The 12,990-nt window shown below is 72.4% G+C and carries 8 protein-coding genes; 7 read left to right on the top strand and 1 reads right to left on the bottom strand.

Annotated features, from left to right (window positions below; translation table 11 throughout):
- The first annotated feature begins 130 nt into the window (after positions 1–130).
- The 7 genes from ACQEU8_RS30015 (at position 131) to obgE (ending at position 11,479) form a co-directional block, all read left to right on the top strand.
- Positions 131–2,056, top strand: coding sequence for a TIGR03960 family B12-binding radical SAM protein (locus tag ACQEU8_RS30015; RefSeq protein ID WP_433106596.1), 1,926 nt, complete (start codon positions 131–133; stop codon positions 2,054–2,056).
- Positions 2,057–2,168: 112 nt separating this feature from the next.
- The gene (locus tag ACQEU8_RS30010; protein WP_433106594.1) at positions 2,169–3,320 is read left to right on the top strand and encodes a hypothetical protein; all 1,152 of its coding nucleotides are present in this window, start codon (positions 2,169–2,171) and stop codon (positions 3,318–3,320) included.
- Positions 3,321–3,588: 268 nt separating this feature from the next.
- A complete protein-coding gene (locus ACQEU8_RS30005) occupies positions 3,589–4,386 on the top strand; it encodes a TIGR03936 family radical SAM-associated protein (RefSeq protein ID WP_433106592.1) in 798 nt (265 codons plus the stop codon).
- 249 nt (positions 4,387–4,635) lie between these two features.
- Positions 4,636–9,069: an Rne/Rng family ribonuclease gene (locus tag ACQEU8_RS30000; RefSeq protein WP_433106590.1), complete on the top strand. Its 4,434-nt coding sequence runs from the start codon at positions 4,636–4,638 to the stop codon at positions 9,067–9,069.
- 225 nt (positions 9,070–9,294) lie between these two features.
- Positions 9,295–9,618 (top strand): 50S ribosomal protein L21, encoded by a 324-nt coding sequence (gene rplU / locus ACQEU8_RS29995; RefSeq protein ID WP_030886289.1) that lies wholly within the window; start codon positions 9,295–9,297, stop codon positions 9,616–9,618.
- A gap of 13 nt (positions 9,619–9,631) precedes the next feature.
- Complete coding sequence (rpmA, locus tag ACQEU8_RS29990; protein ID WP_099880750.1) at positions 9,632–9,889, top strand: 50S ribosomal protein L27; 258 nt, start codon at positions 9,632–9,634, stop codon at positions 9,887–9,889.
- 147 nt (positions 9,890–10,036) lie between these two features.
- The gene (gene obgE, locus ACQEU8_RS29985) at positions 10,037–11,479 is read left to right on the top strand and encodes a GTPase ObgE (protein ID WP_433106587.1); all 1,443 of its coding nucleotides are present in this window, start codon (positions 10,037–10,039) and stop codon (positions 11,477–11,479) included.
- A 126-nt stretch (positions 11,480–11,605) separates the two neighbouring features.
- Here obgE and ACQEU8_RS29980 read toward each other — a convergent pair whose 3' ends face one another.
- Positions 11,606–12,862, bottom strand: coding sequence for a phospholipase D-like domain-containing protein (locus ACQEU8_RS29980; RefSeq protein ID WP_433106585.1), 1,257 nt, complete (start codon positions 12,860–12,862; stop codon positions 11,606–11,608).
- Between the last annotated feature and the right edge of the window lie 128 nt (positions 12,863–12,990).

Genomic DNA, 12,990 nt, shown 5'->3' with positions numbered 1-12,990 from the left:
CTCTCTTTGCGGGGAAGGAGCAGGGCACGCGGCCCTCCGGGGCACGTACGGCCAACCGTTACTCTGGACGACTGGCCCTGTCCCCTTCCCCCAGCCTCCGGCCGGGGGTGCCCCCAGAAAGTGCGCCGAGATGCCCGTCGAGTCGGTCTTCCCCCAGCTAGAGGCCCTCCTCCCGCACGTCCAGAAGCCGATCCAGTACGTGGGTGGCGAGCTGAACTCCACCGTCAAGGACTGGGACTCCGCGGACGTCCGCTGGGCTCTGATGTACCCGGACGCCTACGAGGTGGGGCTGCCCAACCAGGGCGTCATGATCCTCTACGAGGTGCTCAACGAGCGCGAGGGTGTACTGGCCGAGCGCACCTACAGCGTGTGGCCGGACCTGGAGAAGCTGATGCGGGAGCACGACGTCCCGCAGTTCACCGTGGACGCGCACCGCCCGGTCGGCGCCTTCGATGTGCTCGGCGTCTCGTTCTCCACCGAGCTGGGCTACACCAACCTGCTCACCGCGCTCGATCTGTCCGGCATCCCGATGGAGGCCAAGGACCGCACCGAGGACCACCCGATCGTGATGGCGGGCGGGCACGCGGCGTTCAACCCGGAGCCGATCGCGGACTTCCTCGACGTGGCGGTGATCGGCGACGGCGAGCACGCCGTGCTGGAGGTCACCGAGATCATCCGGGCCTGGAAGGCCGAGGGCCGCCCCGGCGGCCGGGACGAGCTGCTGCTGCGGCTGGCGAAGACCGGCGGGGTGTACGTACCGCGCTTCTACGACGTCGAGTACCTGGCCGACGGCCGGATCTCCCGCGTCGTGCCCAACCGTTCCAGCGTCCCGTGGCGGGTGAGCAAGCACACCGTGATGGACCTGGACGAGTGGCCCTACCCGAAGCAGCCGCTGGTCCCCCTCGCGGAGACGGTGCACGAGCGGATGTCCGTGGAGATCTTCCGCGGCTGCACCCGGGGCTGCCGGTTCTGCCAGGCGGGCATGATCACCCGCCCGGTGCGGGAGCGGTCCATCACCGGGATCGGCGAGATGGTCGACAAGGGGCTGAAGAACACCGGCTTCGAAGAGGTGGGCCTGCTCTCCCTCTCCTCCGCCGACCACAGCGAGATCGGCGACATCGCCAAGGGCCTGGCCGACCGCTACGAGGAGGACAAGGTCGGGCTGTCCCTGCCCTCCACCCGGGTGGACGCCTTCAACATCGACCTGGCCAACGAGCTGACCCGCAACGGCCGCCGCTCCGGCCTCACCTTCGCCCCCGAGGGCGGCAGCGAGCGCATCCGCAAGGTGATCAACAAGATGGTCTCCGAGGAGGACCTGATCCGCACCGTCGCCACCGCCTACGGCAACGGCTGGCGCCAGGTGAAGCTGTACTTCATGTGCGGACTGCCCACCGAGACCGACGAGGACGTGCTGCAGATCGCCGACATGGCCACCCGCGTCATCGCCAAGGGCCGCGAGGTCGCCAAGTCCAACGACATCCGCTGCACCGTCTCCATCGGCGGCTTCGTCCCCAAGCCGCACACCCCCTTCCAGTGGGCGCCGCAGCTCTCCGCCGAGGAGACCGACGCCCGGCTGGCCAAGCTGCGGGAGAAGATCCGCGGCGACAAGAAGTACGGCCGCTCCATCGGCTTCCGCTACCACGACGGCAAGCCGGGCATCGTGGAGGGCCTGCTCTCCCGCGGCGACCGCCGCCTCGGCGCGGTGATCCGCGAGGTCTACGAGCGCGGCGGCCGGTTCGACGGCTGGCGCGAGTACTTCTCCTACGACCTGTGGATGGAGTCCGCCGCCAAGGCACTGGACGGCACCGGCGTCGACGTCGACTGGTACACCACCCGCGAGCGTTCGTACGAGGAGGTGCTCCCCTGGGACCACCTCGACTCGGGTCTCGACAAGGACTGGCTGTGGGAGGACTGGCAGGACGCCCTCGACGAGACCGAGGTCCCCGACTGCCGCTGGGACCCCTGCTTCGACTGCGGCGTGTGCCCGCAGATGGACACGGAGATCCAGATCGGCCCGACGGGCAAGAAGCTGCTGCCGTTGACGGTGGTGAAGTAGCCCCGGGGATGCTGGCCGAACAGCTCCGGCGAGGCGCCCGCGAGCCGGCCCGTTACCGGATCCGCACAGCGCCGGCCGAACCGGTGGGTTCGTTTTCCCCGTCCCCAGCAGCGTGAACGGATATCAGGCACGCCACGGCGCCACCCCGCCTCGCGAGGAGCACGCGAAGGAACCTGAGGGTTGTCTGACGGCGGCGGTGCGGCTGCCGGTGCGGATCGTGATGTTCGTGCTGGTGCTGCCCGTCCGTCTGCTGTGGGACGGACTGGTGCTGACGGGGCGGGCGCTCCGGCGCGGGGTGCTGGTGCCGGTGGGGCGCGGGCTGGCATGGCTGGGACGCACGCTGGTCGTCACCCCGGCGAGCTGGCTCTGGCGCACCGTCCTCGCCCCCGTTCTCCGGGGCGCCGGGCTGGCCCTGGTCTGGACGGCGAAGGCCCTCTTCGTCTGGCCGTGGGTCGCTCTGTGGCGGTATGTGCTGGCGCCGACGGGCCGGGGCATCGCCGCCGCTGTCGCGTTCGTCGTACGGGTGTTGATCGTCGCGCCGCTGGTGTGGGCGTACGCCCATCTGCTCACCCCGCTCGGCCACGCGGTGCTGGCCGTGCTGCGCGGCCTCGGCAGCGGGCTGTCCTGGCTGGGGCGGCACCTTCTGCTGCTGCCCATGGTGCTGCTGTGGCGGTATGTGCTCGCCCCCGTGGGGCGGGGTATCGCCGTGACCCTCGCCTGGCTGTGGCGGTGGCTCGTGGTGGCCCCGGTGGTGGGCCTCTACCGCTATGTGCTGACCCCACTCGGGCATGCGGTCGTGGCGGCGGTACGCGGGGTGGGCGCCGCGCTGGCGTGGCTGTGGCGGTGGCTGCTCGTGGCACCCGCCGTCGCCCTCCACCGCTGGGTGCTGGCCCCCGTGGGGCGCGGTGTCGCGCTGGTCGTACGGGAGATCGCGGGCGCTGTCGTCATCGCCTGGCGGATGGCCGGCCGGGTGACCGCGGTTGTCCTCCGGTTCCTCGGACGAGTGCTGTACATACTGCTGGTGGCCCCGTTCGTGGGGCTGTGGCGGTATGTGCTGGCGCCAGTGGGGCGGGTGCTGCGCGACTGGCTGTGGCGTCCGCTCGCCGCCGCCGGGCGGGCGGTGGGCCGTTCGCTGCGGGCCGCGGGGCGGTCGGTGCGGGCGGCGCTTCGGACAGCGCGGGAATCGGTGCGCGCGACGCGGGCAGAGATACGGCGTGCGCTCTTCGGCGGCAGCCGCTCCAAGGAGCGGGAGCCGCTGCCGTAGGGCAGCCGCGTACCCTGGGCAGCAGGATCATCCGCACCGACCCGGGGCGGGCCCCGGGCCCGCCCGCCGGACACTCCCGGTGTCCGGCCGCAGGTGAGGCGCCTCGTCACCGAGGGCGCCGGCCTGGCCGGTGCGGACTTCCGCCTTCGTACACGACGCACGAGACAGACCCATACGACATGGGCGGCCGCGCCCCGCGCGCCGCCCGGCACCGAGGAGAGAACCACTGGGCAAGCGACAGCCCGAAGGCCCGCCGCCCGCACCCACCGTGCAGCGGCTCCGATTGCGCTACACGAAGCGAGGCCGCCTTCGGTTCACCAGCCACCGCGACTTCCAGCGCGCCTTCGAACGGGCACTGCGCCGGGCCAAGGTACCCATGGCGTACTCCGCCGGTTTCACCCCGCACCCCAAGGTCAGCTACGCCAACGCCGCCCCCACCGGCACCGGCAGCGAGGCCGAGTACCTGGAGATCGCCCTCGTCCAGCAGCGCGACCCCGAACAGTTGCGCGCGCTGCTCGACAGCTGCATGCCGGACGGCCTCGACATCGTCGACGCTGTCGAGGCACACGGCTCCGACTTCAGCGACCGGCTCCAGGCGTCCGTGTGGGAGCTGCGGCTCGACGGAGTAACCCCGCAGGAGGCACACCAGGCAGCTGAAGCGTTCCTCGCCGCCGAGTCCGTCGAGGTGCAGCGGCAGACCAAGAAGGGCATCCGGTCCTTCGACGCCAGGGCAGCCGTCCGCTCGCTGACGGTCACCGGCCGTGACGCCGAAGCGGACGCCGCCATCAGCACCGATAGGCCCGGCAAGGGGGCCTGTGCGATACTGCGCCTGGTAGTACGACACGTGACACCTGCCGTACGACCCGACGACGTCCTGTCCGGTCTCCGCGCTACGGCCGACCTGGCGCCGCCGGTTGCCGCAGCGGTGACCAGGCTGGCGCAGGGGCCGCTCGATGAGGAGAGCGGCACGGTGACCGACCCGTTCGCACCTGACCGCGACGCGCTTCCGGAGCCCATCGGCTCAGGAATCTCCAGCGCCGCGACGGTGCCGGGCGTCACCGCGTAGGACAGCCGCCGAAGCCGCGCCGCCGCCGACGACGCACGCCAGGGAGCCACCCGGGCAGCCGTACGGCAGGCGAGCGCACAGACCAGCAGACTTTCGCCGTAGCCGGGCCGGACAAGGGCCGGAACCGGCGAGTGAGACAACGAGCTCCCGTGCGGCGCCCGCGCCCCGGAGAGCGATCCACCCGCGAGGGTGCATCGCCCCGGACCCCACGAGCGCGGCGCCCGGGAGCGTGACGGGAGAACCGCCCGCATGCTCGAACCAACTGAATCCAACGAAGCCGAGGCAGCCGCAGTCGGCAGCGCCGCTTCCGCGGAAGCCGCCACCTCCGCCGTTCCCGGTGGATCCACCGCGTCCGGCGGGTCGGTCGTCGACAGTGAGGCCACTGTCGGCGGCGGAGCCGCCGGTGCGCCCGAGACCGCCGGTGGTGCCCTGAGCACACCGAGCGACACCCTGCCTCCGCGCCGCCGTCGCCGTGCCGCCAGCCGCCCCGCGGGCCCGCCGACCGCGGACACCGGGGAGACCGCCGACGCGGCCGCCGCCGAGTCCGCGCCGTTGACCGTGCGGAACAGCGCTGCGGACGCCCCGCAGGACGCCGGGGCCCAGGGCTCGGACAGCGCCGAGGGGGAGGCTTCCCCCACGGCCCCGGCCGAGGTCGCTCCGGCCCCCGCCGCTCGTACCCGCCGCCGCGCCACCCGTAAGGCCACCGCCCCGGCGGGTTCGCCGCCTCCCGCGGAGCCCGCGGAGCAGCCCGAGGGTGCCGAGCAGGCCGTTGCCACCGCGCAGCCCGAGGGCGCCGGGGGCACTGTCGAGGTGGGGACGGAGCCGCCGAAGTCCGGCCGCCGCCGTGCTACCCGTAAGGCCACCGCTCCGGCGGGATCGCCGGCTCCGGCGGAGTCCGCCGAGGAGTCCGTGAGCGCCGAGCAGGCCGGGAGCGCCGAGGCTGAGGCCGAGGCGCCGAAGGCGCGTACCCGGCGCCGTGCCACCAGCCGTAAGACGTCCGCGCCCGCGGACGGGACGACCGAGGCCGCGGAGGCCGCCGAGTCCGTCGAGGGCTCCGAGGCGGCTGCTTCCCTGGCGGCCGAGGCCGAGCCCGAGGCGCCGAAGACGCGCAGCCGCCGCCGCGCGGCCCCCCGTAAGTCCGCCGCTGCCGAGGCGGAGGCCGAGCCGGAGACCCAGGCGCCCGCCGAGCCCGCTTCAGGCGGCCGTACCCGGCGCCGGGCGACCCGCGCCGCCGCACCCGCCTCCACCGAGGCGACAGAGATCACCGAGGCCACCGCACCCGCCGAGACCACCGAGGCGGCAGCGACTGAGCAGCCCGCGGCCGACGAGGCTTCCGCGCCTGCCCGTACGCGTCGTCGCGCGACCCGCAAGGGCGGCAAGGCAGCCGAGGCGCCGCAGGAGGCGGAGCCCGCCGAGCCGAAGGTGGCCAAGGGCTTCGCGGCCCCCACCAGCGGAGCCTCTCGGGCAGCCGAGGGCGCCGAGGTCGCCGCCGAGACGGCCGGACAGCCCGAGAAGACGGAAAAGGCTGAGAAGGCTGAGAAGCCTCAGAAGGCCGAGAAGGCCGAGAAGTCGGAGGCCCGTGCCGGGCGCCGGAAGCGGCCCGCGCCGCCCGTGGCGATGTTCCAGCCGCCCGTCTTCACCGAACCGGCCTTCCAGACCCCGCAGTCCGCCGCCGCTGCCGCCGAGGCGGAGCGCCGGGCCGAGGCAGAGGCCGAGGTCGAGCCCGAGCCGGAGGCCGCTGTCGAGGACGAGACCGCGGGCACCCCGCGCCGTCGCCGTCGTCGCCGCGCGGAGTCGGCCGAACAGCCGCCCGCCGAGCAGCAGCCCGCGGCCCGCGAGGAGCGGGAGGACCGCGAGGGCGGCGAGGACACCGAGGGCGAGGAGCAGGAGGGCGCCCAGGCTGACGAGCGTCCCGCACGCCGTCGCCGCAGGGGTGGCCGCCGTCGTCGCCGTGGCGAGAGCGCCGAGCAGGCCGAGGGCGCGGAGACCGACGAGCAGGAGGAGCGCGAGGAGCGCCCCGAGGCCGCGGAGGAGGCCGAGGCCGGCGAGCCGGCCGCGGCTGAAGCCGCGGGCGACGAGGAGGCAGCGCCCTCCGGCGGACCCTCCAGCAGCAGCTCGCGCCGCCGCCGTCGGCGCCGTCGCCGGTCCGGCGACGCGGAGGCCCCGGCGACCGAGACCGTCACGGCGGACGACCCCGAGCGCACCGTCGTCAAGGTCCGCGAGCCCCGCAAGAAGAAGGAAGAGCCCTCCGACGAGGTGCAGGCCATCAAGGGCTCCACCCGTCTGGAGGCCAAGAAGCAGCGCCGCCGCGAGGGTCGTGAGCAGGGCCGTCGCCGGGTGCCGATCATCACCGAGGCGGAGTTCCTGGCCCGCCGTGAGGCCGTCAAGCGCGAGATGATCGTCCGGCAGAGCGGCGAGCGCACCCAGATCGCCGTCCTCGAGGACGATGTGCTGGTCGAGCACTTCGTCAACAAGGAGCAGTCGACCTCGTACGTCGGCAACGTCTACCTCGGCAAGGTGCAGAACGTGCTGCCGTCGATGGAGGCCGCCTTCGTCGACATCGGCAAGGGCCGCAACGCCGTGCTGTACGCGGGCGAGGTCAACTTCGAGTCGCTGGGCATGGCGAACGGCCCGCGCCGTATCGAGACCGCGCTCAAGTCCGGCCAGTCGGTGCTGGTGCAGGTCACCAAGGACCCGATCGGCCACAAGGGCGCCCGGCTGACCAGCCAGGTCTCGCTGCCCGGCCGCTACCTCGTCTATGTGCCCGAGGGCTCCATGACGGGCATCAGCCGCAAGCTCCCGGACACCGAGCGCTCCCGGCTCAAGCAGATCCTCAAGCGGGTCGTCCCCGAGGGCGCCGGCGTGATCGTCCGTACGGCGGCCGAGGGCGCCAGCGAGGACGAGCTGCGCCGCGACGTCGAGCGGCTCCAGGCGCAGTGGGAGGACATCCAGAAGAAGGCCCAGAAGGGCAACGCGCCCACGCTGCTGTACGGCGAGCCCGACATGACCGTCCGAGTGGTGCGGGACATCTTCAACGAGGACTTCTCCAAGGTCATCGTCAGCGGCGACGAAGCCTGGGAGACCATCCACGGCTATGTCTCCCACGTGGCGCCGGACCTGGGCCGGCGGCTCCAGAAGTGGACCTCGGACGTGGACGTCTTCGCGACGTACCGCATCGACGAGCAGCTGGCCAAGGCGCTGGACCGCAAGGTGTGGCTGCCCAGCGGCGGCTCGCTGGTGATCGACAGGACCGAGGCGATGATCGTCGTCGACGTCAACACCGGCAAGTTCACCGGCCAGGGCGGCAACCTCGAGGAGACGGTCACCAGGAACAACCTGGAGGCGGCCGAGGAGATCGTGCGCCAGCTGCGGCTGCGCGACCTCGGCGGCATCATCGTGATCGACTTCATCGACATGGTCCTGGAGTCCAACCGCGACCTGGTGCTGCGCCGGCTGCTGGAGTGCCTGGGCCGCGACCGTACGAAGCACCAGGTGGCGGAGGTCACCTCGCTGGGCCTGGTGCAGATGACCCGTAAGCGGGTCGGGCAGGGGCTGCTGGAGTCGTTCTCCGAGCAGTGTGTGCACTGCAACGGCCGCGGCGTCATCGTCCACATGGACCAGGCCACGGTCACCGGTACCGCCGGCGGCAAGAAGGGCAAGAAGGGCAAGGGCAAGGCGGACAAGGCCCAGCCGCAGCCCGCACCCGTCCCCTTCGAGCCCGCGCCGGTCGAGCCCGTTCCGGCGCAGCCCGAGCCCTCGCCCGCCACCGAGCCCGCCGCCGTCGCGGTGGAGCCCGCCGAGGTGGCGGCCGAGGCCGCCGATGCCTCGGCGCCGGTGCCCGTGCCGGTGGAGTTCGTACCGGACGAGGAGCTGTTCAGCAGCGCCGCCGAGGCGGAGGCCGCGGCTGCCGCTTCGCGCGGTGGCCGGCGTCGCCGGGGCAGCCGCAAGGCGAGCGCCCCCGCGGGGTCGCCGAGGAGGGCGGCGAGCGAGACCGCCGAGGTGGTCGAGCCGACACCGGAGCCGGCCGTCTCGGAGCAGGCCGTTGCGGAGGCGGCCGTCATGGAGGCGGCTGCTTCGGAGCGCGCGCTCGCGCCCGACGCCGCCGAGGCCGCGGCCCCGGCGGAGGCCCCTGCTGCTCCCGCCGAGCCGGAGCCCGAGCCCGCCACCGGCGCCCGCCGTCGGCGCCGGGTGACGCGCAAGGCCAGCGCACCGGCCGGTACTCCCCGGACGAGTGACGACGCGGCCGCTGTGCTGGTCGTCCCCTCGGACGAGGTGGCCGCTCCGGTTGCCGCGCCTGCCGAGCCCGAGCCGGTGGTCGGCGAGGTCGTCACCGATGTGGCTCCGGTCCGCCCGCGGCGGCGGGTGACCCGCACGGTCACCACCACCGCTCCGGCGGACGAGGGCGAGGCCGTCGCTCCGGCGAAGAAGACCGCCGCGAAGAAGGCGGCCAAGAAGGCCCCGGCGAAGAAGGCGACGGCCAAGAAGGCCGCGGCCAAGAAGACGACGGCGAAGGCGGCCACGAAGTCGGCCACGAAGGCGACGGCCGCCAAGGCGACCGAGAAGTCGGCGGAGAAGCCGGCGGCGAAGAAGACCGCCAGGAAGTCCGCGGCGAAGAAGACGGCCGCCGCCGAGCAGGAAGGCGGCTCCGGAGCCTCGGTGTCAGCGTCGGCCTCGGAGGACTGACCGGGAAGGGCGGGGAGGGCCGGTCCCTCCCCGCCCCGACCAGGCCCCAGGTCCGTATGGGGTACCCTTGACCGTCGGCATGCCCTCACCCGGGCACGCTGCTCCTGAGCAAATCCCTCCCGGCTCCCGGGAGAGGCCGCTCAATCCTCCCGGATCAGATCCGCGCTTTCGCGCGGGCGGGCGGCTGGCGTCAGGAGCTTCGATTCGAGCGAGAGAGAGTTCCGCGTGTACGCGATCGTGCGCACCGGCGGGCGCCAGCAGAAGGTCTCTGTGGGCGACGTCATCGAGGTTGACCGTATTTCCGAGAGCAAGGTCGGCGACACCGTCGAGCTCTCCACACTGCTCGTCGTCGACGGTGACGCGGTCACCAGCGACCCTTGGGTCCTGGCGGGCGTGAAGGTTCAGGCCGAGGTGGTGGACCACCACAAGGGCGACAAGATCCGGATCCAGAAGTACAAGAACAAGACCGGGTACAAGAAGCGCATCGGCCACCGCCAGCTGCACACCGCGCTGAAGGTCACCGACATCCCCGCCCCGGCCAAGAAGTAAGGACTGAGGAGAGATGGCACACAAGAAGGGCGCATCGTCCACCCGGAACGGTCGCGACTCCAACCCGCAGTACCTCGGCGTGAAGCGCTTCGGCGGTCAGGTCGTCAACGCGGGTGAGATCCTGGTCCGCCAGCGCGGTACCCACTTCCACCCGGGCAAGGGCGTCGGCCGCGGCGGCGACGACACCCTGTTCGCGCTGGACGCGGGTGCGGTGCAGTTCGGCACCCACCGCGGCCGCAAGGTCGTGAACGTCGTCCCGGCCGCCAAGTAAGCAGCCGGACGGCACACTCTCCACACCCGAGGGCGGACCTCCTTCTCCCGTACGTACGGCGTATGCGTACGTACGGGAAGCAGGTCCGCCCTCGGCGCGTAGTACGCGCGCAGTACACCCCCCAGCACGCCTTGGAGGCACATCCCTATGACCACCTTCGTGGACCGCGTCGAGCTCCATGTCGCCGCGGGTAACGGTGGACACGGCTGCGCCTCCGTGCACCGGGAGAAGTTCAAGCCGCTCGGCGGGCCCGACGGCGGCAACGGCGGGCGCGGCGGCGACGTGATCTTCGTCGTCGACCCGGACGTGACCACACTGCTCGACTACCACCACAGCCCGCACCGCAAGGCCACCAACGGCCGGCCCGGCGAGGGCGGGCACCGCTCGGGGCAGGACGGCAAGGACCTGGTGCTGCCGGTACCGGACGGTACCGTCGTGCTCGACAAGCGGGGCGAGGTGCTGGCCGACATGGTCGGCGCCGGCACCACCTTCATCGCGGGCCGCGGCGGCCGCGGCGGGCTCGGCAACGCGGCGCTGGCCTCCGCGCGGCGCAAGGCCCCCGGATTCGCGCTGCTGGGCGAGCCGGGCGAGGCGCGGGACGTCGTTCTGGAGCTGAAGACGGTCGCCGACGTCGCACTGGTCGGCTACCCGAGCGCGGGCAAGTCCTCGCTGATCTCGGTGCTCTCGGCGGCCAAGCCGAAGATCGCCGACTACCCCTTCACCACGCTGGTGCCCAATCTGGGCGTGGTCACCGCCGGTGGCTCCGTCTACACCATCGCGGACGTCCCCGGACTGATCCCCGGCGCCAGCGAGGGCAAGGGGCTCGGGCTGGAGTTCCTGCGGCACGTCGAGCGCTGCTCCGTGCTGGTCCATGTGCTGGACTGCGCCACGCTGGAGACCGACCGTGACCCCGCCTCCGACCTGGACGTGATCGAGGCGGAGCTGGCCCGCTACGGCGGCCTGGAGGACCGGCCGCGCGTCGTCGTCCTCAACAAGACGGACATCCCCGAGGGCAAGGACCTGGCCGACATCATCCGGCCCGATCTGGAGCAGCGCGGCTTCCCCGTCTTCGAGGTCTCCGCCGTGTCCCGGCAGGGCCTCAAGGAGTTGTCGTACGCGCTGGCGGGCCTGGTGGACGAGGCCCGCGCCGCGCGCCCCGCGCAGGAGTCCACCCGGATCGTGATCCGCCCCAAGGCCGTCGACGACGCGGGCTTCACGGTGACCCGCATCGAGGAGGGCTTCTTCCGGGTGCGCGGCGAGAAGCCCGAACGCTGGGTGCGGCAGACCGACTTCAACAACGACGAGGCCGTCGGCTATCTCGCCGACCGCCTCGCCCGCCTCGGTGTCGAGGAGGAGCTCCTGAAGGCGGGCGCCCGCGAGGGCGACGGCGTCGCCATCGGCGACGAGGACGACGCCGTGGTCTTCGACTGGGAGCCCACCATGGTCACCGGCGCCGAAATGCTCGGCCGCCGCGGCGAGGACCACCGCATGGACACCCCCCGCCCCGCCGCCCAACGCCGCCGCGACCGCGAAGCCGAACGCGACGAAGCCCTGGGCGAATACGAGGACTTCAACCCCTTCGAGGGGTAGGCGTGTTGTTCGCAGTTCCCCGCGCCCCGTAAGGGGCGCGGGGAACTGCGCGACAAACCACAACGCAACCCGCCGGACCGCGAGCGTCGGGCAGGGGCACCCCCTTACCGGAACACGACCACAGGCCTACTGCTCCGGCTGCGGGCTCACCCCCTTACAGCTGGGAGTATCGTCGGCGCGCCCGGGCCGCGCCGACGCCCGCACAGAGCGAAAGTGCCGCACATAGGCGTCATGCACCACTGAGCTGTCGACCTTCAGCAGGGCCTCGTCGTTCTTGGTGAGCGCCGGCCCGGAGTAGTTGTGGCTGCCGGTCCACACAAGCTTGTCCCGCGCGCCGGCGTACCGGCCCGAGATCATCAGGGTTTTGGAGTGGATGACCTCCCGCGCGGTCTTCCGGTTGCCGTCGTCGTCGTAGTGCAGACACCGCAGTGCCGGACCGCGAGGCGCGTGCAGCGTCTCCCAGGTGCCGGGGGAGCCGGTGCTGTCCTTGCTGTCGGTCTCGGCGTAGACGATGTCGACGGCGCAGCCCTTCCGTTGCAGCGCGGTGAGCTTGTCGGCGACGCTCTGCCGGGTGAGCTTGAACATGGCCAGCCGGACGGTGGTGCGATGGCTGCCCCTGACGTCCTTCCAGCGGCAGGTGACGTGGTCGAGGATGCCGGTCACGGTGTCGCCGCCGCGCGCTCGCGGGAAGAAGTAGCCGGTGTACGGGGCCGCGTCGGCGCGGGTGTAGCGCCAGGCGCGCCAGTCCCCTTGGGCCATCTTGTCGAAGTAGCGGCTGTAGGCCGCGTAGGTGCGGGCCTGGGAGACGGCCATGGCGTCGTTCCAGAACTTGGTGTAGTTGCCGGGGGAGAGGTTGGAGGACGTCTGCACCACCACGTTCCGTAAACCGGCGGAGCGGGAGAAGAGCCAGAACTTGTTGTGCGCGATGGACCCGCCCGAACGCGGGCTGCCCAGACAGGACTTCTGCGCGGGGCAGAGCCCGACGAAGGACCGTTTCGCCCGGTCGGTGCCGAGCGCTTTGCGGAGGATCGTGTACGACGTGTTGGACGGCCTCGCGCTCACGCTGGACTCGTCCAGCAGCACGCGGACGTTGACGCGGCGTTTGGGCGCGGTGTGGGCCGTGGCGAGCGCGCGGGCCACTTCGGCGTCCCAGAAGTGGTAGAGGGCCACCTTGATGGTGGACCGCGGCGCCGCGGCCTTGATCCGGGCCAGCAGATCGCTGCGAATCGCGCGCTGCTGGGCGGCGCTGCCGTTGGGCAGGTTGAAGACGGGGCCGGTGCCGGTGCCCGGCGAGGCGGCCGCGGCGGGGGAGGGGCCGGCGAGGTGGAGCCCTGCCACCAGAAGCAGGGCAAGTGGTGTTGCGGCGGTTCTCAGACGTGTCACGTGCGTCCCCTCCTGGCTGCTGGTGCCGAACCCGGCGGATGGTGCGGGCCGAGTCGCCTGCGAGCGTAGGTACGCGGGTGCCGGGCTTTCAGGCGGTTACGCAGACACCTGGGAGGGGTGGGATGCAA

Origin of the sequence: Streptomyces sp. CA-250714 (genome assembly GCF_050936705.1) — a bacterium.
Classification (GTDB): domain Bacteria; phylum Actinomycetota; class Actinomycetes; order Streptomycetales; family Streptomycetaceae; genus Streptomyces.
The sequence above is the reverse complement of the archived record's forward strand: the minus strand, read 5'-3'. Positions and strand labels throughout refer to the sequence as shown.